The organism is Aliivibrio thorii, assembly GCF_057368585.1.
Genome location: NZ_CM170654.1, coordinates 2,328,954 through 2,351,254, shown reverse-complemented (window position 1 = coordinate 2,351,254; position 22,301 = coordinate 2,328,954). Strand labels below are relative to the sequence as shown.

Genomic DNA, 22,301 nt, shown 5'->3' with positions numbered 1-22,301 from the left:
GAATTATGGCAACGTATTTATCGTTTGATATTGGTGGAACAGACATTAAGTTTGGCGTGTTGAATGAACACGGCCAGATCCTAGAGCAAGGTAAGGTGAAAACTGAGCCAAGTGGGGAGCAAATCATTCAATCCATTGTTGATATAAAAGAACAATGGTCTACACGATATACGTTTGACGGCGCGGCTTTTTCATTGCCAGGTTTTGTTGATGTAAATACGGGGTATTTAAAAACAGGTGGAGCCATTGATGATTTTTACGGGTTTCAATTTAAAGAGGTAATGATTGAAAAATTGTCATTACCGGTTGAATTAGAAAATGACGTTAATTGTGTGGCTTTAGCTGAAAAATGGCTTGGTAAAGCACAATCGGTTGATAATTTTATCTGCATTACGATAGGTACAGGTATCGGTGGTGCTATCTATATCAATAATCAAATGGTTCGAGGCCATGGTTTCATGGCTGGTGAATTTGGTTATATGTTTACAAAAAATATATTTGATACTGAAGATAAAGCCACTGCAACGATGAGTTTTACTGCATCAGTAAGAGAAGGGCTTAGACGTCGATATTCTAAATTAAAGAATATTAATAGTATTGGAAATCTATCAGGTAAAGATATATTTAAATTAGCAGAATCTGGAGATAATATTGCAATTAATGTTATCGATGACTTCTATAAAAATATAGCCATTGGTATATATAATTTAACGTTTATTTTAAACCCGGAAAAAATAATTATTGGTGGTGCAATAAGTAAGCGAGATGACTTAATTTTAAATATAGAAAGTAAATTTGAAAATATTATACAAACGCAATCATCAATCAAAAAATTTAATGTTAAAGAGTTAGTCACTATTGAAAAAAGTACGTTTAATAATGACAGCGGATTAATTGGATCTGTTTATCACTTTTTATCAATGACCAATCAAATTAAATAGGAATAAAGCGATGTTAGTTGGTGAAGAACTAGAAACTACAGTAATGGAACTAATTATTAATGCGGGTGAATCAAAATCATGCGCAATGGAAGCACTTCGAGCTGCAAAATCGGGTGAATGGGATAAAGTTGATGAGTTATTAAAGCAATCAGCAGAAGCATCAAAAAGAGCGCATGATGTACAAACGCAATTAATTGGTCTTGATGAAGGGGAAGGTAAAGTCCCGGTAAATTTAATTATGGTGCACGCTCAAGATCATATAATGACTTCGATGCTTGCAAAAGAAATGATTCAAGAGTTGATAGAGATCCATCGAGCTTTGCAGAATAAATAATAAAGTGTATTTAGCGTAATAACTTAGCTATTATTACGCTAATTCTTTTTGGGTGTATTTGGTGGGTGAATGGCAACAATTAATGATGTGTGTAAGCTTGCTGGTGTTTCTAAAGCGACTGTTTCTCGTGTAATGAATGGGAAAGGGCCGGTAAAGGAAGAAACTAAAAAATTGATTTTTGATGCAATGGAAACATTGAACTACAAACCGAGCCTTGTCGCTCAAGCATTGGCAACAAATAGTTCAAATAGCATTGGTCTTATTGTCTCTTTCTTTGATGGTTATTATTTTGGTATTTTACTCAAAGAAGCGACAAGAATTGCAGAAGATTCGGGTAAGCAGTTAATTGTTACAGATGGACACAATAAACTTGAAACCGAGATAGAAGCCATTAATTCATTAGTTGCTAGAAAGTGTGATGCTATCTTAATTTATAGCCGAACTATGACTGCGACTGACTATTGTAAGATCCAAGAAACACTACCAATCCCTTTGGTTGTTATAAATAGAACCTTACCTGATGGGTTAGGGCATGCTGTTGCTTTTGATCAATATGATGCTAGTCGAATGGCAATAGAACATCTTATTGAATTAAATCATAAAAATATTGCAATTATCACTCTTAGCCTAGCATCAAGTACCGGACAAATAAGATTGCAGGGCGCGAGAGAAACATTGGAAAAACATGGTTTACATTACGATGAGAACCTAACAATCGTGAAGCATGGTAAATTGGAAGATGGTTATCAAGCGTGCAAGGAACTATTGAGTAAATCAGATAAAATTACCGCTATATTTTGTTTTAATGATCATTTAGCTTTAGGTGCAATTAAAGCATTAAAGGAAATGAATCTACGAGTACCTGAAGATATTTCGATTGTCGGTATTGATAATGATGAGATATCAGCATTTTTATCTCCAGCATTAACAACAATTAATGTCCCAATACAAGAAATAACACAATTGGCAATGAATAAAGCCTTAGCGTTAATCTCAGATAAAGAGATTAAACCAACTACGGAAGTATTAACTGGTAATCTTATTATTCGCGATTCTAGTATAGAAAATAATTAATATAAATATCCGATTGAATATAATTAAATCGGATATTTTGATATTTTTGTTAAAGTTACACAGAATAAATATATATAAATATAAAACTCATGTGATTAACTTAATAGTTAATACTTCTTGTGTTTGAATGCTTTTAATTAAGTGTTTAATAATTAAATAGAGAATGAAATGAATAACTTTAATTAGTGCATCTTTGCATTGATTCAATTTTTGCTGTCTAAATATTTAAAGGAATATAAAATGAAATTATTACCTGTTGCTTTTGCTGTTACAGCGGCACTTTCATCACCAATTATTTTGGCTGAAACAGAGTTGCTAGATAATATTCAATTAGATGATCAACAACCTTTGGTTATTTCACCTGAAACTGACATACCTGATGGAATTGTATTTTCAGGATACGCTCGTTATGGCTTTCATTTTTCAGATGATACAGAGAAATACGTTTCTGCTGACGGTCAGCTGATTGGGAATGCTACGGGTCGTTTAGGTAACGAAAGTAATGGAGGGGAATTTCAATTTGCTAAAGGATTCGTCTCTGATTATGGCACTATTTGGGATGTCGTTTTAATGTTAGAGCATTGGGGTGATGAGGTTGGTTTGAAGAAATTCTATGCGGGGGCTACGAATGTTTTTGAATCACAACCTAATGCTTATATTTGGGCGGGTCGAGATTTTCATAACCGTCCTCAAACAGGGCTGAACGATTACTTCTGGATGCAGAATGATGCTCAAGGTGCAGGTATTAAAAATCTTGAGTTTGGAAGTGTAAAATTTGATATGGCAGCAGTAGCGCAAGTTGACGACAATGGCGGTACTGGCGATAGCGGAAATTACGCGATTACCTCTAAATTGCATGATATTAACCTGACAGATGCATTAGCATTATCACTGTATGCTAACTATGGCTTCTCTTCTAAAAATACAGAGACAGATAAAGATACACAAACATGTACAAGTACAGGGGTGGATAGACAGTGCTATGTTGATGATATCGATTCATACCAACTAGCAATTCAACTTGATCATACTTATGGTGCAATGACGAATCAGTTTGTTACTCGTTATGGCAACAATGTCGATAATAATATCTTTAATAAAACAGAAGATCTCACTACATTGCTTATGCAATTAGAAGGTAAATTGGTTATAAGTAATCAAACCAATATTGAATACTTAGCGGGTTATCAATCGCTAGAAGATAAGAATGCAAGTAAAGATGATCGAGCGAACTACAGTGCAATTGTACGTCCAACCTATGCATGGAACAGCATTCATTCTACTTGGTTAGAAGCGGGTTACTCTGTCGTTGATTTTGATAATCAAAGCGGACAAAACGACGCGTGGAAAGTCACTCTATCTCAAAATATCAGCTTTGATATGGATTCAGGTGCACGCCCAATGTTGAGATTCTATGCAACGGTTGGTGATTCAAATACCGAGGTGGATTTAACTCGTGGAGAAACGGGTAAGCAAGATACATTTGCCGTAGGTGCAATGTGGGAAGCTTGGTGGTAATCCCAAGCTTATAAATCAAGAGATGATTGAGTGGGTAGCTAGGTTAGTACCTGCTCAATTTTGAAATTTATTAAGGAGTAATAAACGTGATTAATATTCTTGAGCCATACGATATGGAGGTAAATTAAACTTCGCAGCTTTAAAACCGATCATGATTAATTTCCCCGTATAGTGGTCATCTCCAATAGAAGAAAACTCAAATTCATACGTAGTATATAAGCGTTTCTTGCCACTTGGTAAGCGAAAGCCATACGATCCTCTTGCGACACTTAATAGCTGCAATTCCATTTTTTTACAATATTGCTGGATAGCTTGATGTGCGTATTCTGATTGTCTTCTTTGTTGCCAAAAAAGAAAACAGAAAAAGGTTAAGCCAAGTATCGCAAAAAGATTATCCATATCATTCGCTCTTGGTGGTTTGCTGTAAAGTTAATAATGCGTCTGCTAGTTTAGGATCCGCTTCACCATGAAGGATCTGTAGCATGCACATACGTAATTTAGGTTGCATTACTAAATCGGAAAACAGTTGGTTGAACAGTTGTTGGTCACCCGTTTGAGCTAAACGAAGTAAAAATAAATTCGCAGTCGTTATATCTTCTAATCCTGTCCAGCAACGACCAGCAATTGCCACCAATACTTCTGGATGACTTAGACGTTCACTCGATAAAATTTGAGTTAATGCTTGAGCTAAGATTTTTGTTCCTGCACCAGAAAGAGCACGAATATGTGCAGATAGTAAAAATAGATCAGTACTATCATCACTGCAAAGATCGCTAATGATTTCTTGTTGTTTTAGCGCTAACTTCTCTGGTAGCTCAATGTGCTCTAAGCAGCCAAGAGTTGCATATAAAACCGTAGTAGGTAAATGCGGCAATGCTTTACGTAATGCAACGCCATTATTTTCTTTATCAAGATTTGCACACACATCTGCTAACCCTTGCACACCAACAAACTGCCAGTTATCCCACCCATTATTACCAGAAAGATAAGTTTGAGCGTGCTCGTAATACTGACTCATAGGCTGTTTCAGTGTGGTACGTAATACACTATGAAATATAGCCATTTTGTCGTCTTTAGGCTTAAACGTGTATGGATTACTTGAAAGCTTTTGTTGTTGCTCTTCGTTTAGGTCGCCACTTAATGATACGCCAATAGCTTCAACCACGTATTTAATGAAGTTACCGATATCACCTTGTTGTAATAAACCGCGTTCATCTAAAGGAAGTTTTAAAAACCAAATCCAAGGTTGTTTACTTTTATTCCAATATGCAATCGCTAAATGAGCATGACGTTGAAGAGGGTAAGGATAAGGTTGCTGAGCCGCTTCTATGGATTCAAATTGTTTATTTGAAATAGGTTGTACACGACGACCTAAATCATAAATTGTGTATTCACAGTCTGATTGTTGTATCAGTTGGCTAAGCGTATAAATCTGGTCCATGATATGTCTTATTCTATGGTTAATATCGTGATTATACCCAAGCCTTGATAAGATGGTATCCTTTGTCATTAAAAGTATCAGAGAGTGCGAGTTCAATCGGTTATGACAGCATCGTTAGTATTATCAGAGTTACTAGAGCAGCTAGCTCAACAATTGGAATATCATGGACACTGGCAAATTACAGCACCATCGATAGCTGATTTATCAAGTACAGAACCTTTTTCAATCGACACCTTATCTGCTACTGAATGGCTACAGTGGATTTTCATTCCTAAAATGAATCAGCTAATTTCTCATGGTCAACCGACGCCAAAAGGGTTTTCGATTGCGCCTTATATTGAAGAAGCATTAAAAGATGTTGATGGCTACATTGAAATTGTTCGTTTATGTCACACCATTGATGCATTAGGTAAATAAAGTGAATACAGAAGAAAACGCAGTGACTCTCGATGAGTTATTAGAAGAGCAAGTTGAGCTTGAGATCGTTTATCGTGACGAGCACTTAATTGCGATAAACAAACCTGCGGGAATGCTAGTACACCGCTCGTGGCTTGATAAACATGAAACCGTATTTGCGATGCAGACATTACGCGATCAGATTGGTCAGCATGTCTTTCCGTTGCATCGTTTAGATAGACCAACATCAGGAATATTATTCTTTGCTTTATCAAGTGAGATTGCGGCACAAGTATCTCCGCTTTTTGCAAGCCGAGAAATAAAGAAAACCTATCATGCGATTGTTCGTGGCTGGATAGAAGAAGCAGATACGCTTGATTATCCTCTTAAAAAAGAGTTGGATAAAATTGCCGATAAAAAAGCCTCAAAAGAAGTTGAAGCGAAGGAAGCTATAACGGAATACAAACCATTAGCTAAAGTAGAGCTGCCTTATTCAACGGGTAAATTTCCAACCAGCCGTTATTGTTTAATGGAGCTTAAGCCTCATACGGGGAGAAAGCATCAGCTTCGTCGTCATATGGCTCATTTACGTCATCCTATCGTAGGTGACACGAGTCATGGTGATGGCAAGCATAATCGATTGTTCAAAGAGAATTTGGATAGCCACCGTTTGTTATTACATGCATCAGAGCTGAGTTTTACTCATCCAATTACTAGTGAAAATATAGTAATAAAAGCAAACGTTGATGAAACGTGGCAGAGATTAATGGCCGAGTTTGGTTGGGATATTGAGTTATTAGGACATTAGATTAAAGACAATAAAAAAGGGAAGTGAGATAAACTCACTTCCCTTTTTTTAATCAAGATTTTTAATTCAAATCTTGATAATCAATTAAGATTATTTAGCCATTGCTTCGCTGCCGTTTTCACGGATTTTCTTAAGCATAGACTTAACAACACGTGGGCTACCAGCAACTAGGCCGCCAGTCTTCATGTATTCAGTGTTGCCAGAGAAGTCAGTACAGATAACGCCAGATTCACGAGCGATTAGATCTGCTGCAGCCATCTCCCAAGGCTTAAGGCCAAGAGCGAAGAAACCGTCAATGCGAGCTGCCGCTAGGTAACATAAATCTAGAGAAGGACAGCCAGAGCTACGGATATCAGAACATTCAACAAACATCGCGCCTAGTACTTTTGAGTAGCTTTCAACGTGTTGTTTTTGACGGTAAGGAAGACCCGTTGCAAGAATTGTCTCGTTCATGTCTTTTAATTCTTTAACACGAATACGTTGGTTATTGCGTTGAGCACCAGCACCACGTTGAGCAGTGAATAATTCATTACGGATTGGATCGTATACACAAGCCACTTCTGTACGGCCTTTAATGCGAACTGCCATAGAGATAGAGAAGTGTGGAATACCTTTTACGAAGTTAGTCGTGCCATCTAATGGGTCAATGATCCATTGAACGTCAGCGTCTTTGCCTTCGATTAGGCCAGACTCTTCAGAAATGATGCTGTGATCAGGGTAAGATTTCTTGATCATGTCAACAAGCATGTATTGAGCATCGTTTTCGATGTTCGTAATAAACTCGTTATTGCCTTTTTTTGTTGTTTCAATTTTGTCAGTTTGCTCAAAAGATTTAGCAACAAAGTCACCGGCTTTACGCGCAGTACGTATAGCAATATTTAGCATTGGATGCATAGTTATATCCCAAAAGATGTTAAAGAACAGAAATCGGCCGCGAGTATACATAAACTAACGTTCAAAAGGAAGCGTTTATTTTTTGTTCAGTTAGTGTCTTTATTATAAAAAAAGCGATTGTGGGTTAAAATCTCTGGTATATAAAGAAGAAAGGGATATTGGTTTATGGTAGTATCCGGCGGCTCTTTTCATCATATGGAAAAATAACATGTTAGATAAAATTCGTATTGTCCTTGTTGGCACTAGTCACTCAGGAAACATTGGTTCAGCAGCTCGTGCAATGAAAGTGATGGGCTTAACTAATATGGTATTAGTGGCTCCTGAATGTGAAGTTGACGGCCAAGCTATTGCATTAGCAGCAGGCGCAAGTGATATTGCGAATAACGCACGCATAGTTAATACATTAGATGAGGCGATTTCTGATTGCGGTTTAGTGATTGGTTCAAGTGCGCGTTCAAGAACACTTGAGTGGCCAATGCTTGAGCCAAGAGAAGCTGGTGTAAAAGCTATTGAGGAAGTGCCATCGCACCCAATTGCGTTTGTATTTGGCCGAGAAAGAGTTGGATTAACAAATGACGAATTACAAAAATGTCATTTCCATGTATGTATTCCTGCTAACCCTGAATACAGCTCATTAAATCTAGCAATGGCAGTACAAACAATCAGTTATGAAGCACGTGTTGCTTGGTTAGATAGTCAAGCATATAAAGGGGAATCAAAAGAAGCAGAATACCCTTTAAACCACGAATTAGAATTATTCTACGAGCACCTTGAAAAAGTCATGACCGACACCGATTTTATTAATAAGGCTCACCCAGGGCAAGTGATGAATAAAATGCGTCGCATGTTTAATCGCGCTCGCCCAGAAACGCACGAATTACGTACATTGCGCGGTATTTTAACTTCAGTAGAAAGAAGCATAAAAGAATAATTATCATCAAGTTATAATACTTGACTAAAATAGTAGGATAAATACTTGACCAAAATAGTCAGGTATGGGAAACTTCATTCCATACGAATAGTGTGGATATGAGGTAACTTATGAAATTAACTTCGAAGGGAAGGTATGCAGTAACAGCAATGCTTGATGTTGCCTTGCATGCACAAGAAGGCCCCGTGCCACTTGCCGATATCTCGGAGAGACAAGGGATTTCATTATCTTATCTTGAACAATTATTCTCTAGGTTACGTAAAGCCGGTTTAGTTGCCAGTGTTCGAGGTCCAGGTGGTGGTTATCGCTTAGGCTTGAAACCTAATGAAATTGCAGTTGGAATGGTTATTTCAGCGGTTGATGAGTCGGTTGATGCAACTAAATGTCATGGCAAAGAAGGCTGCCAAGGTGGAACGCGTTGTTTAACGCATACCTTATGGCGTGATTTAAGTTCACGAATTAGTAGCTTCTTAGATGGTATTACACTTGGTGAGCTTATGATTGATAATGAAGTTCAACAAGTATCAGATAGACAAAATATCGATGCAGCCCTGAATAATGGGTTAGCAACGGGTTCTAAAATAACAAATTCTGTGGGTGTTAATGTCCGCCTTTGACGGTCAAACGTCTGTATTCTCGGAGATGAAAATGAAACTGCCAATTTACTTTGATTATTCGGCGACTTGTCCTGTTGATGAGCGTGTAGCGAATAAAATGGTTCAACATATGACAATGGACGGATGCTTTGGTAACCCTGCATCACGTTCACACCGCTACGGCTGGCAGGCTGAAGAAGCGGTAGATACTGCTCGTGATAATATTGCCGCTTTATTAAATGCTGACCCACGTGAGATCGTATTTACATCAGGCGCTACAGAATCAGATAACCTTGCGATTAAAGGTGCTGCACATTTCTACCATAAGAAAGGTAAGCACGTAATTACTTGTAAGACTGAGCATAAAGCAGTTCTGGATCCATGCCGTCAACTTGAGCGCGAAGGCTACGAAGTAACGTACCTAGAGCCTGAATCAAATGGTTTAGTTGATTTAGCGAAATTAGAAGCAGCGATGCGTGAAGATACCGTGCTTGTTTCTATTATGCACGTAAACAATGAGATTGGTGTGATTCAAGACATCACAGCAATTGGTGAGCTTTGTCGTTCACGTAAAATCATTTTTCATGTTGATGCTGCACAGTCAGCAGGTAAAATTCCTCTTGATGTACAAGAAATGAAAGTGGACTTAATTTCTCTTTCTGCTCATAAAATGTACGGCCCTAAAGGGATTGGTGCATTGTACGTTCGTCGTAAACCACGCATTCGTTTAGAGGCACAAATGCACGGTGGTGGTCATGAGCGTGGTTTCCGTTCTGGTACATTAGCAACTCATCAAATCGTTGGCATGGGTGAAGCGTGTCGTATCGCAAAAGAAGAGATGCAAAAAGATTATGACCATTGTTTAGCAATGCGCGATCGTCTTCTTGATGGTGTTAAAGATATGGAAGCTGTACATATTAATGGTGATTTAGACCAACGTGTACCACATAACTTAAACATCAGCTTCGAATTTGTTGAAGGTGAATCACTGCTAATGGCACTGAAAGATCTTGCGGTTTCTTCGGGTTCAGCATGTACGTCAGCAAGTCTTGAGCCATCGTATGTATTACGTGCGTTAGGTCTGAATGATGAACTAGCACACAGTTCAATTCGTTTCTCATTTGGTCGTTATACGACGGAAGAAGAGATTGATCATGCAATCACACAAATTAGCCAAGCAGTAAATAAACTGCGTGATATGTCTCCATTATGGGATATGTATAAAGAAGGCATCGACTTAAACACGGTTGAGTGGGCACACCACTAACACGGACGTTCCAGAATTTAGAGGTATTTATCATGGCTTATAGCGAAAAAGTAATCGATCACTACGAAAACCCACGTAACGTTGGCTCATTTGAAAAAGATGATCCATCCGTTGGTAGCGGTATGGTTGGTGCACCAGCGTGTGGTGATGTAATGAAATTGCAAATCAAAGTATCTCCAGAAGGGATTATTGAAGACGCAAAATTTAAAACATACGGTTGCGGTTCTGCAATCGCATCAAGCTCACTAGTTACGGAGTGGGTTAAAGGTAAAACGCTAGACGAAGCAGCAGCGCTTAAAAATGCTGAAATCGCTGAAGAACTAGAATTACCACCAGTGAAAGTTCACTGTTCAATCTTAGCGGAAGATGCGATTAAAGCTGCGGTATCTGATTACCGTAATAAACACTAAGATTAAGTAACGTTATAAAGCGTCTTGTTTACGTAATATCGTGTAAATAGGCGCTTTATTGTCTAATATAGGTCGTTATTGACTAACGACACCCATGACCACAAAACAAATATAGTGAAGGTTGTAGTATGGCCATTTCAGTAACTGAAGCAGCAGCAAGCCGTGTTCAAACATTTCTTGAAAACCGAGGAAAAGGCATTGGTCTACGTTTAGGCGTAAGAACCTCTGGTTGCTCTGGTATGGCGTATATTCTTGAATTTGTTGATGAACTAAACGAAGAAGACCAAGTGTTTGAAGAGTTTGGGGTTAAGATTATCATCGATCCAAAAAGCTTAGCTTACATGGATGGAACAGAGTTAGATTTTGCCAAAGAAGGTCTAAATGAAGGTTTCCAATTCAACAATCCAAACGTAAAAAGTGAATGTGGGTGTGGTGAAAGCTTCAACGTATAGAGCATAACGTTAACTATGAATCATTTCGAATTATTTGGGCTGCCAAACCAGTTTGAACTGGATGGTGGCCTTCTTTCTGCTCAATTCCGTGAATTGCAGAAACGATTCCACCCTGATAACTTCGCGACTTCGTCAGAACGTGACCGTTTACTTTCCGTTCAAAAAGCGGCGCAAATTAACGACGCTTATCAAACGCTAAAAAATCCAGTCTCCCGTGCAGAATATCTACTTTCAGAACAAGGTCATGACATTCGTGGTGAACAAACGACGATGCAAGATCCAATGTTTTTAATGCAGCAAATGGAACTGCGAGAAGATCTAGAAGATATCTCATCAAGTTCTGATCCTGAAAGTGCACTATTTGATTTTTCTGAAAATGTCTCCGCAATGCGTAAATCACAATTGTCTGAATTAAAACAACAATTAGATGCGGATGCATGGCAAGAAGCGGCACAAAGCGTACGTAAACTAAAGTTTATTGATAAGCTCAATCAAGAAGTCGAAAAGTTAGAAGATAAATTATTAAATTAATCTTTGTTAGATTAATTAAGTGAAGGATATTACCCATGGCATTTCTACAAATTTCTGAGCCTGGACAAAGTGCTGCACCACACCAGCATAAGCTAGCAGTCGGCATCGATTTAGGCACAACTAACTCATTGGTCGCTTCAGTTCGAAGTGGTGAAGCAAATACACTGCCTGACACAAAAGGTAACGTAATTCTTCCGTCCGTGGTGCAATATCAAAACGATAAAATTTGTGTGGGTGCCAACGCTTATCAATCAGCGGCTTCCGATCCTCAAAATACCATTATTTCAGTAAAACGTTTAATGGGACGCTCATTGAAAGATATTCAAGCACGTTACCCTGATTTACCTTACCAATTTAAAGAAAGTGATAATGGGTTACCTGTTATTAGTACACCTCAAGGTGATGTGAATCCAGTTCAAGTCTCTGCAGAGATCCTCAAATCATTATCTAATCGCGCTCAAGCAACATTAGGTGGTGATCTTGAAGGTGTTGTAATTACAGTACCTGCATATTTTGATGATGCTCAGCGCGCAGGAACCAAAGATGCAGCAACATTAGCTGGCTTAAATGTGCTTCGTCTATTAAATGAACCAACAGCAGCAGCAATCGCATATGGCTTAGATTCAGGTCAAGAAGGCGTTATTGCGGTTTATGATTTGGGTGGTGGTACGTTTGATATTTCAATTTTACGTTTATCAAAAGGCGTATTTGAAGTTTTAGCTACAGGTGGTGATTCAGCACTTGGTGGTGATGACTTTGACCATGCAGTAGTGCAATGGATTAAAGACCAAGCAGGTATTACAACTGCGCTTTCTAATCAAGAACAGCGTGAGCTTTTGACACTAGCAACAGAAACTAAAGTGGCACTATCAGATGCCGACTCAGTTACTGTTTCTTTTAAAGAATGGTCAGGCAATATTACAGTTGATGTTTTTAATCAATTAATTCAATCATTAGTAAAGAAAACACTAATGGCTTGTCGCCGTGCCCTAAAAGATGCAGACATTACCTCTGAAGAAGTAATGGAAGTGGTTATGGTTGGCGGTTCAACAAGAACGCCTATCGTGCGCAGCTCTGTTGGTGACTATTTTGGCAAAACACCATTAACCAGCATCGATCCTGATCAAGTGGTTGCTATTGGTGCAGCTATTCAAGCGGATATTTTAGTTGGTAATAAACCAGATGCTGAAATGTTATTACTTGATGTTATTCCGTTGTCTTTAGGGATTGAAACCATGGGTGGCTTGGTTGAAAAAATCATTCCACGCAATACCACCATCCCTGTTGCAAAAGCGCAAGAATTCACCACTTTTAAAGATGGTCAAACAGGCATGATGGTTCACGTTGTTCAAGGTGAACGTGAAATGGTGGAAGATGGTCGCTCACTTGCTCGCTTCTCATTGAAAGGTATTCCACCGATGACTGCGGGTGCTGCACATATCCGAGTGACTTACCAAGTGGATGCTGATGGTCTTTTATCTGTAACAGCAATGGAAAAAAGTACCGGTGTTCAATCTCATATCCAAGTTAAGCCTTCTTATGGTTTAAGCGATGATGAAGTTGCAAACATGCTGAAAGACTCGATGACATTTGCAAAAGAAGATATGCAAGCTCGTGCATTAGCAGAGCAGCAAGTTGAAGCAGACCGTGTTATCGAAGGATTAGTTGTAGCGCTTAATAATGATGGCGATGCATTACTATCCAAAGAAGAACAAGTAGAAATTTTACAAGCAATTGAAGCGTTAATCACAGTACGTCAAGGTACAGATACGCAAGCAATTGAAGATGGAATTAAACACGCTGATGAAGCAAGCCAAGAGTTTGCTGCGCGCCGAATGGATGCTTCTATTCGCGCTGCATTAGCCGGTCAATCTATTGATGAGGTATAGAAATGCCAAAGATTATTGTTCTACCACACGATGAGTTATGCCCAGAAGGTGCAGTACTTGAAGCAAATGAAGGTGATACGGTTTTAGACGTTGCTTTAAAAAACGGTATTGCAATTGAACATGCTTGTGAAAAATCATGTGCGTGTACAACGTGTCATGTTGTTATTCGTGAAGGGTTTGATTCACTTGAAGAAAGTGATGAGCTTGAAGATGACATGCTAGATAAAGCGTGGGGATTAGAGCCTGAATCTCGTTTAGGTTGTCAAGCAAGAATGGCAAAACAAGATTTAGTGGTAGAAATTCCAAAATATACACTAAACTTAGCATCAGAAGACCATTAATCCTACCTGATTAATTGAACTACTTTTGATAAAGGTAAGAGATGGAAAACAAGTGAAAACTTGCGTTTCAGAACTTACCTTTTTTTATACCTATACTATTATACAACATAATTAAGGATGAAATTATGAGCATGAAGTGGATTGACTCACGTGATATAGCAATTGAACTCTCAGAGCAATACCCAGAGATTGACCCTCAAACTGTTCGCTTTACTGATTTAAGAGAGTGGGTGATGGCTTTAGATGAATTTGATGATGATCCAAATCATTCTGGTGAAAAAATATTAGAAGCGATAATGCTTTGTTGGATGGATGAACGAGATTAATTTAATCGTATTAATGAATGCCGTTGATAACGTACAAAATCCCATCAACTGGTTGGATCCATCTCTTACATTTTGTGTAAATACCTTGTATCACCCTGGTAAAGTAGGCAAATTAGATAAAAACGAACGTTCAGTTCGCTTATTCCCATTGGATAGTCGCGCAATATAAATAACCACCAGTGTCAGTTTATGTGGTTGTATGGCGTTATTGCGTATTTAAAGGAGATTCACATGTCACAAAAGATGACAGTACAACTTTCAACAGAAACAGCAGCGGCTCACTGGGGTGATAATGCTCTTATTTCATTCGCTTCTGAAGGGGCTGTAATTCATTGTACAAATGATGATGTGTATGGTGCAATTCAGCAAGCTGCTAGAAAGTTAAATGGTCAGGGTATTGTTGAGGTTGAATTAAAAGGAACAGAGTGGGATCTCGAATCTATTTGGTCTTTTATTCAAGGCTTCCGTGATTCTAAAAAGAACAATGATGTTATTTGGGCTGCATTAACTGATGTTGATGAAAAAGAATTGAATGCCCGTATCCTAACGACGAATTGGACACGCGACATCATCAATAAAACAGCCGAAGAAGTAGCGCCACGTCAACTTGCTACGATGGCTTCTGAATTTATTAAATCAGTGGCACCAGCAGGAACCGTGACGACAAAAATTGTAAAAGATAAAGACCTTTTAACTGAAGGTTGGGCTGGAACGTATGCTGTCGGTCGTGGCTCTGAGCGCACATCGGCGATGCTGCAATTAGATTACAACCCAACAGGTGATGTTGATGCACCTGTTTTTGCTTGTCTTGTTGGTAAAGGCATTACGTTTGACTCGGGTGGCTACAGTATTAAACCTTCTGGTGGTATGGCATCAATGAAATCAGATATGGGCGGATCGGCGTTAGCGACTGCTGGTCTTGCAATGTCTATTCTTCGTGGTTTAGATAAGCGTGTTAAGCTGGTTCTATGTTGCGCTGAAAATATGATCTCAGGCCGAGCATTAAAGTTAGGTGATATTATTACCTATAAAAATGGTAAAACGGTTGAGATTTTAAATACAGATGCTGAGGGGCGATTAGTATTAGCTGATGGCCTTCAATTTGCTTCAACACAAAATCCAGAACTGATAATTGATTGTGCAACTTTAACTGGTTCTGCAAAAATGGCTGTGGGTAATGACTTCCATTCTTTATTAAGCTTTGATGATGAGTTGAGCCAAAAAGCATTAACGTCAGCTCAAGAAGAAAATGAAGGCTTATGGCGTTTACCATTAATGGAATTTCATCGTAATATGCTACCATCAAACTTTGCTGATTTGGCAAATATTGGTTCAGGCCCATACTCGCCAGGTGCAAGTACGGCCGCTGGTTTCCTTTCTTACTTTGTTGATGATTATAAGAAAGGGTGGCTGCATATGGATTGCTCTGCAACTTACCGTACTGCTCCTTCAGATAAGTGGTCAGCCGGTGCAACCGGTGTAGGTGTAAGAACATTAGCGAACCTACTTACTAAATAACGAATAAGAGATCGAGCCCTAAACTCGGTCTTTTTTCTTATAACTATAATAGCTTCAAAAGAAGTAAAAGAAACTTAAAGGAAAGTAAAATGACAATAGAACGTACTTTTTCAATTGTAAAACCAGATGCTGTTAAGCGTAATCTTATTGGTGCTATTTACCGTCGTATTGAAAAAACAGGTATGCAAGTTGTTGCAGCTAAAATGTTGCGCTTAACTAAAGAACAAGCGGAAGGCTTTTATGCTGAGCATGAAGGCAAAGAATTCTTTAATGATCTAGTTGCTTATATGATGTCTGGTCCGGTAATGGTACAGGTATTAGAAGGTGAAAATGCGGTTGTTCGTTACCGTGAGCTGATGGGAAAAACTAACCCAGCAGAAGCCGCTTGTGGTTCATTGCGTGCAGATTATGCAATCAGCATGCGTCATAACTCTGTTCATGGTGCTGATAGCCCTGAATCTGCAGCTCGTGAAATTGCTTATTTCTTTGCTGAAGATGAAATCTGTCCTCGTCCAGCTGAGTAATAGTGACTAGAGTCTAGGATGGTCGCAAGCTCCCTACAGAATATAGGGAGTTTGTTTTTTGTAGACACTCCCCATAATCCTCCTCGAACCTCGAACCTCGAACCTCGAACCTCGAACCTCGAACCTCGAACCACTAGCAATATCCTCTCAAAACTTGTACAATTCTGCGCCCGATATTCGCGGTGATGTTATTTATCAGAGAGGCAACATGACTACAGCTAAAATAAATCTACTGGACTTTGATCGTAAAGGACTTCGAGCATTTTTTTCTGAGGAATTAGGAGAGAAAGCATTCAGAGCCGATCAAATCATGAAGTGGATGTATCACTTTGGTTGTGATGACTTCGATCAAATGAACAACATCAACAAAAAGCTTCGTGAAAAACTAAAGCACAAGTGTGAGATCCGTGCTCCTTATGTTTCAGAAGCTCAGCATTCAGTTGATGGCACCATCAAATGGGCGATGAAAGTAGGAGATCAAGATGTTGAAACGGTTTATATCCCTGACGGTGACCGTGCTACATTATGTGTTTCTTCTCAAGTAGGTTGTGCATTGGAATGTAAATTCTGTTCAACCGCTCAGCAAGGATTTAACCGTAACCTTAAAGTTTCTGAAATTGTAGGCCAAATTTGGCGTGCAGCTCGTGAAATTGGTTTAGAAAAAGAAACGGGTCGTCGTCCAATTACTAATATTGTAATGATGGGTATGGGCGAACCGCTGCTTAATATGAAAAACTTAATCCCATCATTAGAAATTATGCTTGATGATCTAGGTTTTGGTTTATCTAAGCGTCGTGTAACGGTATCGACTTCTGGTGTTGTATCTGGCCTAGAGCAAATGATTGGGAAAATCGATGTAGCATTAGCTATTTCTCTTCATGCGCCAACTGATGAACTACGTAGCGAAATTATGCCAATCAATGATCGTTGGAATATTGATGCATTTTTATCGTGTGTTCGCGAATACATTGCATCATCAAATGCTAACCGTGGTCGTGTAACGGTAGAGTATGTACTTTTAGATCATGTTAATGATGATATGAATCATGCAAGACAACTCGCAGAATTACTAAAAGATACCCCTGCAAAGATTAATTTGATTCCATTTAACCCATATCCTGGGTCACCATACAAAAAGCCAAGTAATTCACGTATCGATCGATTCATGAAGACACTAATGGAATACGATTTTACGGTAACCGTTCGTAAAACTCGTGGCGATGATATTGATGCTGCTTGTGGTCAATTAGTGGGTGATGTAATCGATAGAACTAAACGTACTCAAGTTAAACAGCAAGGTGAGGCTATCCCTGTTAAAACTGTTTAACCTTGATGTATAACAGCAAGGGAAGGCAGTATGAGAAAATGGAGTGCGGCACTATTAACCGTTGGATTGTTAGTTAGTGCTGGTTGTGTCACGGTAAATGAAGCCGATGACATGAGCAAAGAAGAGATAATTCGAGCTGCTGAAGCTCGAATTACCCTTGGATTAAGCTATTTAAATGCGGGCAACATGATCAAAGCCCGTGAAAATTTGGAACTGGCTGTACAATACGCTCCTGACTATTACCGCTCTCAAACTTCCCTCGCTTATTATTACCAACAAGTAGAAGAAAACGAATTAGCTGAAAAGGCTTACAAACGAGCATTACGTTCTTCGTCAAAAAATGGTAATGTATTAAATAACTACGGCGTTTTTCTTTGTAAAAATGGCCGTTATGAGGAAGCTCAACAGAAGTTTGCTCAAGCAATAGACCAACCTTACTATTACCTTGTTTCGGCAAGTTATGAAAATGCAGCTATGTGCGCATTAGGTAGTGGGGATAAAGTGACAGCAAAAACGTATTTTGAGCGCTCACTGGCTCATGATCCTAATCGAGTTCGTTCCACCCTTCAATTGGCAAAATTGAATATTGATGAAGGTAACTATTCAGAACCGAGAATTGCGCTGTTTAAATTTACTAAGAAGTACGGATATAAACCCGTTAGCCTAAGCTTACTTATAGAATTAGAAAAAAAAGCAGGTAATGCGCATTTGGTTAAAAAATACGCAGATTTGCTCGGGAAAAAATATCCGGACTCCAGAGAATATCAGAATTATTTAAATTATGACTCCTGAAAAGATTGAAGAAAAAGCAGAAACCCTTGTTGCTCCTGGGCAATTATTAAAAGAAGCTCGTGAAGCATTAAATTTAACGATAGAAGATATTTCTTCTCGTTTACGTTTACGAGTGGAAGTTCTAGAACAGATCGAAGCTGACCAGTTTGATATGGGAAAACTAGCCACGTTTACACGTGGCTATTATCGTTCTTATGCTAAAGTCGTTAACGTACCTGAAAGTAAAGTTCTTAACGCATTAGATCAATTAGGTAAAGCAAAAATAGAACAACATGATATGCAAAGTTTTTCTCGTAAGACGAAAAGAGAAAAGCACGATAACCGCATAATGAAACTGACATGGGTTATTTTTGCGTTAATTCTTAGTATGTCTGTTTTGTGGTGGTGGCAAGAGCAAGCTCAATTAGAGAGCAAACAAGACGCAGAATTAATTACAGAAGTGATATCTGAAGCGCCAACCCAAGTGACAGAAAGCACTACTGGTGAAGATGGCGCTACAGATGAACATTCAGTGCTTAATGAGACGAATGCTCTTGAGGTTGATACTAAACTTTCAGAATTAGAAACAACACCTGAAGAACTTGAAGTACCTATTGCAGAAGACGTAAGTACCAATGAAGCAGTAGATGCAACTTCAGAAACAAAAGCTGACGAAAAAGTCGCAGTAGTAGAGCCAGTAGCAATTGCTGAAGATGTACTAATGACCTTTAATAATGATTGTTGGCTACAAGTTCAGGACGCAGCAAATAACCGTCTATACTCAGGCGTGAAAAAAGCAAATCAAACACTAAAACTGACAGGTAAAGCGCCTTATAAACTAGTTATTGGTGCTCCAAGTGCCGTAACATTAACTTATAAAGGTAAACCTGTTGATTTATCTGCATATCCTGCCGGTAAAGTTGCACGATTAACCCTACCTCAATAATGAGTTGATTCCATGCATACAGAATCCCCAATTAAACGCCGTCAATCTACTCGCATTTATGTGGGTAATGTTCCTATTGGAGATGGCGCTCCGATCGCAGTTCAGTCAATGACAAACACGTTAACGACTGATGTTGCTGCGACAGTTGCTCAAATTAAAGCACTTGAGAAAGTCGGTGCCGACATTGTTCGTGTTTCAGTACCCACAATGGATGCTGCTGAGGCGTTTAAGCTAATTAAACAACAAGTCTCAGTCCCTTTAGTTGCTGATATTCATTTTGATTATCGTATTGCATTAAAAGTTGCCGAGTATGGCGTAGATTGCTTACGTATTAATCCGGGTAATATCGGTAATGAGCAACGTATTCGCTCTGTTGTTGATTGTGCGAAAGATAAAAATATTCCTATTCGCATTGGTGTGAATGGGGGATCATTAGAAAAAGATATCCAAGTAAAATATAAAGAACCAACGGCTCAGGCGTTACTTGAATCAGCAATGCGCCATGTAGACATATTGGAACGAATGAATTTCGACCAGTTTAAAGTCAGTGTGAAAGCTTCTGATGTATTCTTAGCGGTTGATTCTTATCGATTATTGGCAAAGCAGATTGCTCAACCATTGCATTTAGGTATTACCGAAGCTGGTGGCGCTCGTGCTGGTTCTGTTAAATCAGCGGTAGGTTTAGGCATGTTATTGTCTGAAGGTATTGGCGATACACTACGAATTTCATTGGCTGCTGATCCTATTGAAGAGATCAAAGTTGGTTTTGATATTTTAAAATCATTGCGTATTCGCTCTCGTGGTATTAACTTCATTGCTTGCCCTACGTGTTCTCGTCAAGAGTTTGATGTTATTGCAACAGTAAATGAACTAGAACAACGATTAGAAGATTTAATCACGCCAATGGATGTTTCTTTAATTGGCTGTGTAGTCAATGGCCCGGGTGAGGCTGAAGTCTCTCATATGGGGATTGCGGGAAGTAATCGTAAAAGTGCGTTCTATGAAGATGGTATTCGTCAGAAAGAACGTTTTGATAATGATAATATCGTGGATAAGCTAGAAGCGAAGATCCGAGCGAAAGCCGCGATGTTATCAAAAGAAAACCAAATTGATATTAATCAGATTGACTGATTAGTAAACCAGATATAAATGAAACCCATTGGGAAGTGAACGTGGCTAAAGCAATCCAAGCAATTCGAGGCATGAATGACTGCCTTCCAACACAATCGCCATTGTGGCACAAAGTAGAAGATGGCGTTAAACGCGTTATTAGTGCATATGGTTACAATGAAGTACGTATGCCAATTGTTGAACAAACACATCTATTTAAACGTGCTATCGGTGAAGTAACTGATGTTGTTGAAAAAGAGATGTACACGTTTGAAGATCGTAATGGTGATAGCTTAACGCTTCGTCCAGAAGGAACAGCAGGTTGTGTACGTGCAGGGATTGAAAATGGTTTACTGTACAACCAAGAACAACGTTTATGGTACATGGGCCCAATGTTCCGTCATGAGCGCCCTCAAAAAGGTCGTTACCGTCAGTTCCACCAAGTAGGTGTTGAAGTATTTGGTTTGAACGGTCCTGATGTTGATGCTGAACTTATTATGATGACAGCACGTTTATGGCGTGAACTAGGTATTGATAAGCATGTTCGTTTAGAGTTGAACTCTATCGGTTCATTAGAGGCTCGCGCTAACTACCGTATCGCATTAGTTGAATTTTTAGAGCAGCACTTAGATGTATTGGATGAAGATTGTAAACGCCGTATGCATACTAATCCAATGCGTGTTCTTGATACTAAAAATCCAGATGTACAAGCTATTTTAGGTGATGCACCTAAACTATCTGAATATTTGGATGATGATTCAAAAGCACATTTTTCTGGTTTATGTGAACTACTTGACGCTGCTGGCATCCAATATCAAGTTAATGAACGTTTAGTTCGTGGATTAGATTATTATAACCGTACTGTTTTTGAGTGGATTACCGAAAGTTTAGGTGCTCAAGGTACAGTATGTGGTGGTGGTCGTTACGATGGTCTAGTTGAACAATTAGGCGGAAAAACAACCCCAGCAGTTGGTTTTGCTATGGGATTAGAGCGTCTGGTATTACTGATGGAAACATTAGAATTAACAGATGTGCGTCGTTCAGTGGATGTTTACATGGTAACGTCTGGTGAAGGTACTCTAATGGCAGGGATGAAACTGGCTGAGTCACTACGTGAACAAGTTCCTGGTTTACGTGTAATGTGTCACTTCGGTGGTGGTAATTTTAAAAAGCAATTTAAACGTGCTGATAATGCAGGTGCTGCAGTTGCTCTTATCTTAGGTGAGAGTGAAGTGGCAGAGCAAACAGTAAACGTAAAAGATTTACGTACTGGCGAACAAGAAACGTTCGCTCAAGCAGATGTATTCGAAAAATTAGCTGAATTGATTTAAGAGGATAGGACGTGGAAGCCTACGAAACTGAAGAACAACAAGTTGAAGCCATTAAAAGTTGGTGGAAAGAAAACGGCAAGGCTGTCGTAGTTGGTGGTGTTGTTGGTATTGGTGCAATTCTAGGTTGGAAATATTACCAATCGACACAAATTGAAGCAAAAGAAACAACTTCAATTTCTTATGAAAAAACACTAACTGCATTGCAAGCTTCTGGTGCTGATGCTACAGAATCAGCGCAAGCATTTATTACCGCTCATGCTAAAAGTGAGTACGCAGTATTGGCGGCACTTCAGTTAGCAAAAGTTCAGGTAGATGCTGGCCAACTTGATGCAGCATTAGAGCAATTAAATTGGGTGGCAAGTAACAGTAACGATGAATCACTGATTGCTACTGCTCAAATTCGCACTGCTCGTATTCAAGCTCAACAAGAGAAATTTGATGCAGCTTTAGCGACATTAGAAAGTGTAAAACCGACAAGCTGGGCAGCACGTGTTGCTGAGCTAAAAGGTGATATTGCTCTTAGTCAAGGTGATGTAGCTACGGCTCGTTCTGCTTATACCGAAGCGTTACAAGCAGGAATGAACCAAGCCGTTCAAATGAAACTGGATGACTTAGCAGAGTAAGG

27 protein-coding genes are annotated in these 22,301 nt (G+C 39.0%); 24 read left to right on the top strand and 3 right to left on the bottom strand.

Going from position 1 to position 22,301, the window contains the following annotated elements; genetic code table 11:
* Positions 1-5: 5 nt before the first annotated feature.
* The 4 genes from AC2IP4_RS10685 (at position 6) to AC2IP4_RS10670 (ending at position 3,867) form a co-directional block, all read left to right on the top strand.
* Positions 6-941, top strand: coding sequence for an ROK family protein (locus AC2IP4_RS10685; protein WP_486310250.1), 936 nt, complete (start codon positions 6-8; stop codon positions 939-941).
* A 10-nt stretch (positions 942-951) separates the two neighbouring features.
* On the top strand, positions 952-1,275 hold the full coding sequence (locus tag AC2IP4_RS10680) for a PTS lactose/cellobiose transporter subunit IIA (protein WP_105054122.1): 324 nt from the start codon (positions 952-954) through the stop codon (positions 1,273-1,275).
* A 69-nt stretch (positions 1,276-1,344) separates the two neighbouring features.
* Positions 1,345-2,349, top strand: coding sequence for a LacI family DNA-binding transcriptional regulator (locus AC2IP4_RS10675; RefSeq protein ID WP_375321880.1), 1,005 nt, complete (start codon positions 1,345-1,347; stop codon positions 2,347-2,349).
* A gap of 240 nt (positions 2,350-2,589) precedes the next feature.
* Positions 2,590-3,867, top strand: a complete 1,278-nt coding sequence (locus AC2IP4_RS10670; RefSeq protein WP_486310249.1) for a carbohydrate porin — start codon at positions 2,590-2,592, stop codon at positions 3,865-3,867.
* A gap of 90 nt (positions 3,868-3,957) precedes the next feature.
* Here AC2IP4_RS10670 and AC2IP4_RS10665 read toward each other — a convergent pair whose 3' ends face one another.
* Positions 3,958-4,266, bottom strand: a complete 309-nt coding sequence (locus AC2IP4_RS10665) for a DUF3301 domain-containing protein (RefSeq protein WP_375321882.1) — start codon at positions 4,264-4,266, stop codon at positions 3,958-3,960.
* A 1-nt stretch (position 4,267) separates the two neighbouring features.
* Positions 4,268-5,308, bottom strand: coding sequence for a DUF3549 family protein (locus AC2IP4_RS10660; protein WP_375321883.1), 1,041 nt, complete (start codon positions 5,306-5,308; stop codon positions 4,268-4,270).
* A gap of 102 nt (positions 5,309-5,410) precedes the next feature.
* On the opposite strand from AC2IP4_RS10660, the gene AC2IP4_RS10655 reads away from it, so the two are divergent.
* The gene (locus AC2IP4_RS10655; RefSeq protein ID WP_375321884.1) at positions 5,411-5,725 is read left to right on the top strand and encodes a YqcC family protein; all 315 of its coding nucleotides are present in this window, start codon (positions 5,411-5,413) and stop codon (positions 5,723-5,725) included.
* Positions 5,726-5,837: 112 nt separating this feature from the next.
* Positions 5,838-6,512, top strand: coding sequence for a tRNA pseudouridine(65) synthase TruC (gene truC, locus AC2IP4_RS10650; RefSeq protein WP_486310758.1), 675 nt, complete (start codon positions 5,838-5,840; stop codon positions 6,510-6,512).
* A 90-nt stretch (positions 6,513-6,602) separates the two neighbouring features.
* Here the strand turns inward: truC and suhB are convergent, their stop codons facing one another.
* Positions 6,603-7,406, bottom strand: coding sequence for an inositol-1-monophosphatase (gene suhB, locus AC2IP4_RS10645; protein ID WP_130046416.1), 804 nt, complete (start codon positions 7,404-7,406; stop codon positions 6,603-6,605).
* A 208-nt stretch (positions 7,407-7,614) separates the two neighbouring features.
* Between suhB and trmJ the strand changes: the two genes are divergently transcribed.
* The 18 genes from trmJ to AC2IP4_RS10555 all read left to right on the top strand — a co-directional run bounded on the left by trmJ (position 7,615) and on the right by AC2IP4_RS10555 (position 22,299).
* The gene (gene trmJ, locus AC2IP4_RS10640; RefSeq protein ID WP_375321886.1) at positions 7,615-8,337 is read left to right on the top strand and encodes a tRNA (cytosine(32)/uridine(32)-2'-O)-methyltransferase TrmJ; all 723 of its coding nucleotides are present in this window, start codon (positions 7,615-7,617) and stop codon (positions 8,335-8,337) included.
* A gap of 110 nt (positions 8,338-8,447) precedes the next feature.
* Positions 8,448-8,954, top strand: coding sequence for a Fe-S cluster assembly transcriptional regulator IscR (iscR, locus tag AC2IP4_RS10635; RefSeq protein WP_060993659.1), 507 nt, complete (start codon positions 8,448-8,450; stop codon positions 8,952-8,954).
* 31 nt (positions 8,955-8,985) lie between these two features.
* Entirely contained in the window at positions 8,986-10,200 is a 1,215-nt protein-coding gene (locus tag AC2IP4_RS10630) for an IscS subfamily cysteine desulfurase (RefSeq protein ID WP_375321887.1), read from the top strand.
* A gap of 32 nt (positions 10,201-10,232) precedes the next feature.
* Positions 10,233-10,610: a Fe-S cluster assembly scaffold IscU gene (iscU, locus tag AC2IP4_RS10625; RefSeq protein WP_045101377.1), complete on the top strand. Its 378-nt coding sequence runs from the start codon at positions 10,233-10,235 to the stop codon at positions 10,608-10,610.
* A 128-nt stretch (positions 10,611-10,738) separates the two neighbouring features.
* The gene (iscA, locus tag AC2IP4_RS10620) at positions 10,739-11,062 is read left to right on the top strand and encodes an iron-sulfur cluster assembly protein IscA (RefSeq protein ID WP_045101378.1); all 324 of its coding nucleotides are present in this window, start codon (positions 10,739-10,741) and stop codon (positions 11,060-11,062) included.
* 15 nt (positions 11,063-11,077) lie between these two features.
* Entirely contained in the window at positions 11,078-11,593 is a 516-nt protein-coding gene (gene hscB / locus AC2IP4_RS10615) for a co-chaperone HscB (protein ID WP_375321888.1), read from the top strand.
* 35 nt (positions 11,594-11,628) lie between these two features.
* Positions 11,629-13,482: a Fe-S protein assembly chaperone HscA gene (gene hscA, locus AC2IP4_RS10610; protein ID WP_375321889.1), complete on the top strand. Its 1,854-nt coding sequence runs from the start codon at positions 11,629-11,631 to the stop codon at positions 13,480-13,482.
* A gap of 2 nt (positions 13,483-13,484) precedes the next feature.
* Positions 13,485-13,823, top strand: a complete 339-nt coding sequence (gene fdx / locus AC2IP4_RS10605) for an ISC system 2Fe-2S type ferredoxin (protein ID WP_105054127.1) — start codon at positions 13,485-13,487, stop codon at positions 13,821-13,823.
* Positions 13,824-13,954: 131 nt separating this feature from the next.
* Entirely contained in the window at positions 13,955-14,149 is a 195-nt protein-coding gene (iscX, locus tag AC2IP4_RS10600; protein WP_181044603.1) for a Fe-S cluster assembly protein IscX, read from the top strand.
* Complete coding sequence (locus AC2IP4_RS10595) at positions 14,136-14,318, top strand: hypothetical protein (protein ID WP_375321890.1); 183 nt, start codon at positions 14,136-14,138, stop codon at positions 14,316-14,318. Before iscX ends, AC2IP4_RS10595 begins: the two co-directional genes overlap by 14 nt.
* Before the next feature lie 62 nt (positions 14,319-14,380).
* Positions 14,381-15,667, top strand: a complete 1,287-nt coding sequence (pepB, locus tag AC2IP4_RS10590) for an aminopeptidase PepB (RefSeq protein ID WP_375321891.1) — start codon at positions 14,381-14,383, stop codon at positions 15,665-15,667.
* Positions 15,668-15,756: 89 nt separating this feature from the next.
* Positions 15,757-16,191 carry a nucleoside-diphosphate kinase gene (ndk, locus tag AC2IP4_RS10585; RefSeq protein ID WP_105054131.1) on the top strand — a complete coding sequence of 145 codons (435 nt, stop codon included), beginning with the start codon at positions 15,757-15,759 and terminating at the stop codon, positions 16,189-16,191.
* Between the two features lie 208 nt (positions 16,192-16,399).
* On the top strand, positions 16,400-17,518 hold the full coding sequence (gene rlmN / locus AC2IP4_RS10580) for a dual-specificity RNA methyltransferase RlmN (protein WP_060993652.1): 1,119 nt from the start codon (positions 16,400-16,402) through the stop codon (positions 17,516-17,518).
* 30 nt (positions 17,519-17,548) lie between these two features.
* Entirely contained in the window at positions 17,549-18,310 is a 762-nt protein-coding gene (gene pilW, locus AC2IP4_RS10575) for a type IV pilus biogenesis/stability protein PilW (protein ID WP_375321892.1), read from the top strand.
* Positions 18,300-19,235 carry a cytoskeleton protein RodZ gene (gene rodZ, locus AC2IP4_RS10570; RefSeq protein ID WP_375321893.1) on the top strand — a complete coding sequence of 312 codons (936 nt, stop codon included), beginning with the start codon at positions 18,300-18,302 and terminating at the stop codon, positions 19,233-19,235. Before pilW ends, rodZ begins: the two co-directional genes overlap by 11 nt.
* A gap of 12 nt (positions 19,236-19,247) precedes the next feature.
* Entirely contained in the window at positions 19,248-20,366 is a 1,119-nt protein-coding gene (gene ispG, locus AC2IP4_RS10565; protein ID WP_375321894.1) for a flavodoxin-dependent (E)-4-hydroxy-3-methylbut-2-enyl-diphosphate synthase, read from the top strand.
* Between the two features lie 41 nt (positions 20,367-20,407).
* Positions 20,408-21,676 carry a histidine--tRNA ligase gene (gene hisS / locus AC2IP4_RS10560; protein WP_375321895.1) on the top strand — a complete coding sequence of 423 codons (1,269 nt, stop codon included), beginning with the start codon at positions 20,408-20,410 and terminating at the stop codon, positions 21,674-21,676.
* Positions 21,677-21,687: 11 nt separating this feature from the next.
* On the top strand, positions 21,688-22,299 hold the full coding sequence (locus tag AC2IP4_RS10555) for a YfgM family protein (RefSeq protein ID WP_105054135.1): 612 nt from the start codon (positions 21,688-21,690) through the stop codon (positions 22,297-22,299).
* Positions 22,300-22,301 lie beyond the last annotated feature (2 nt).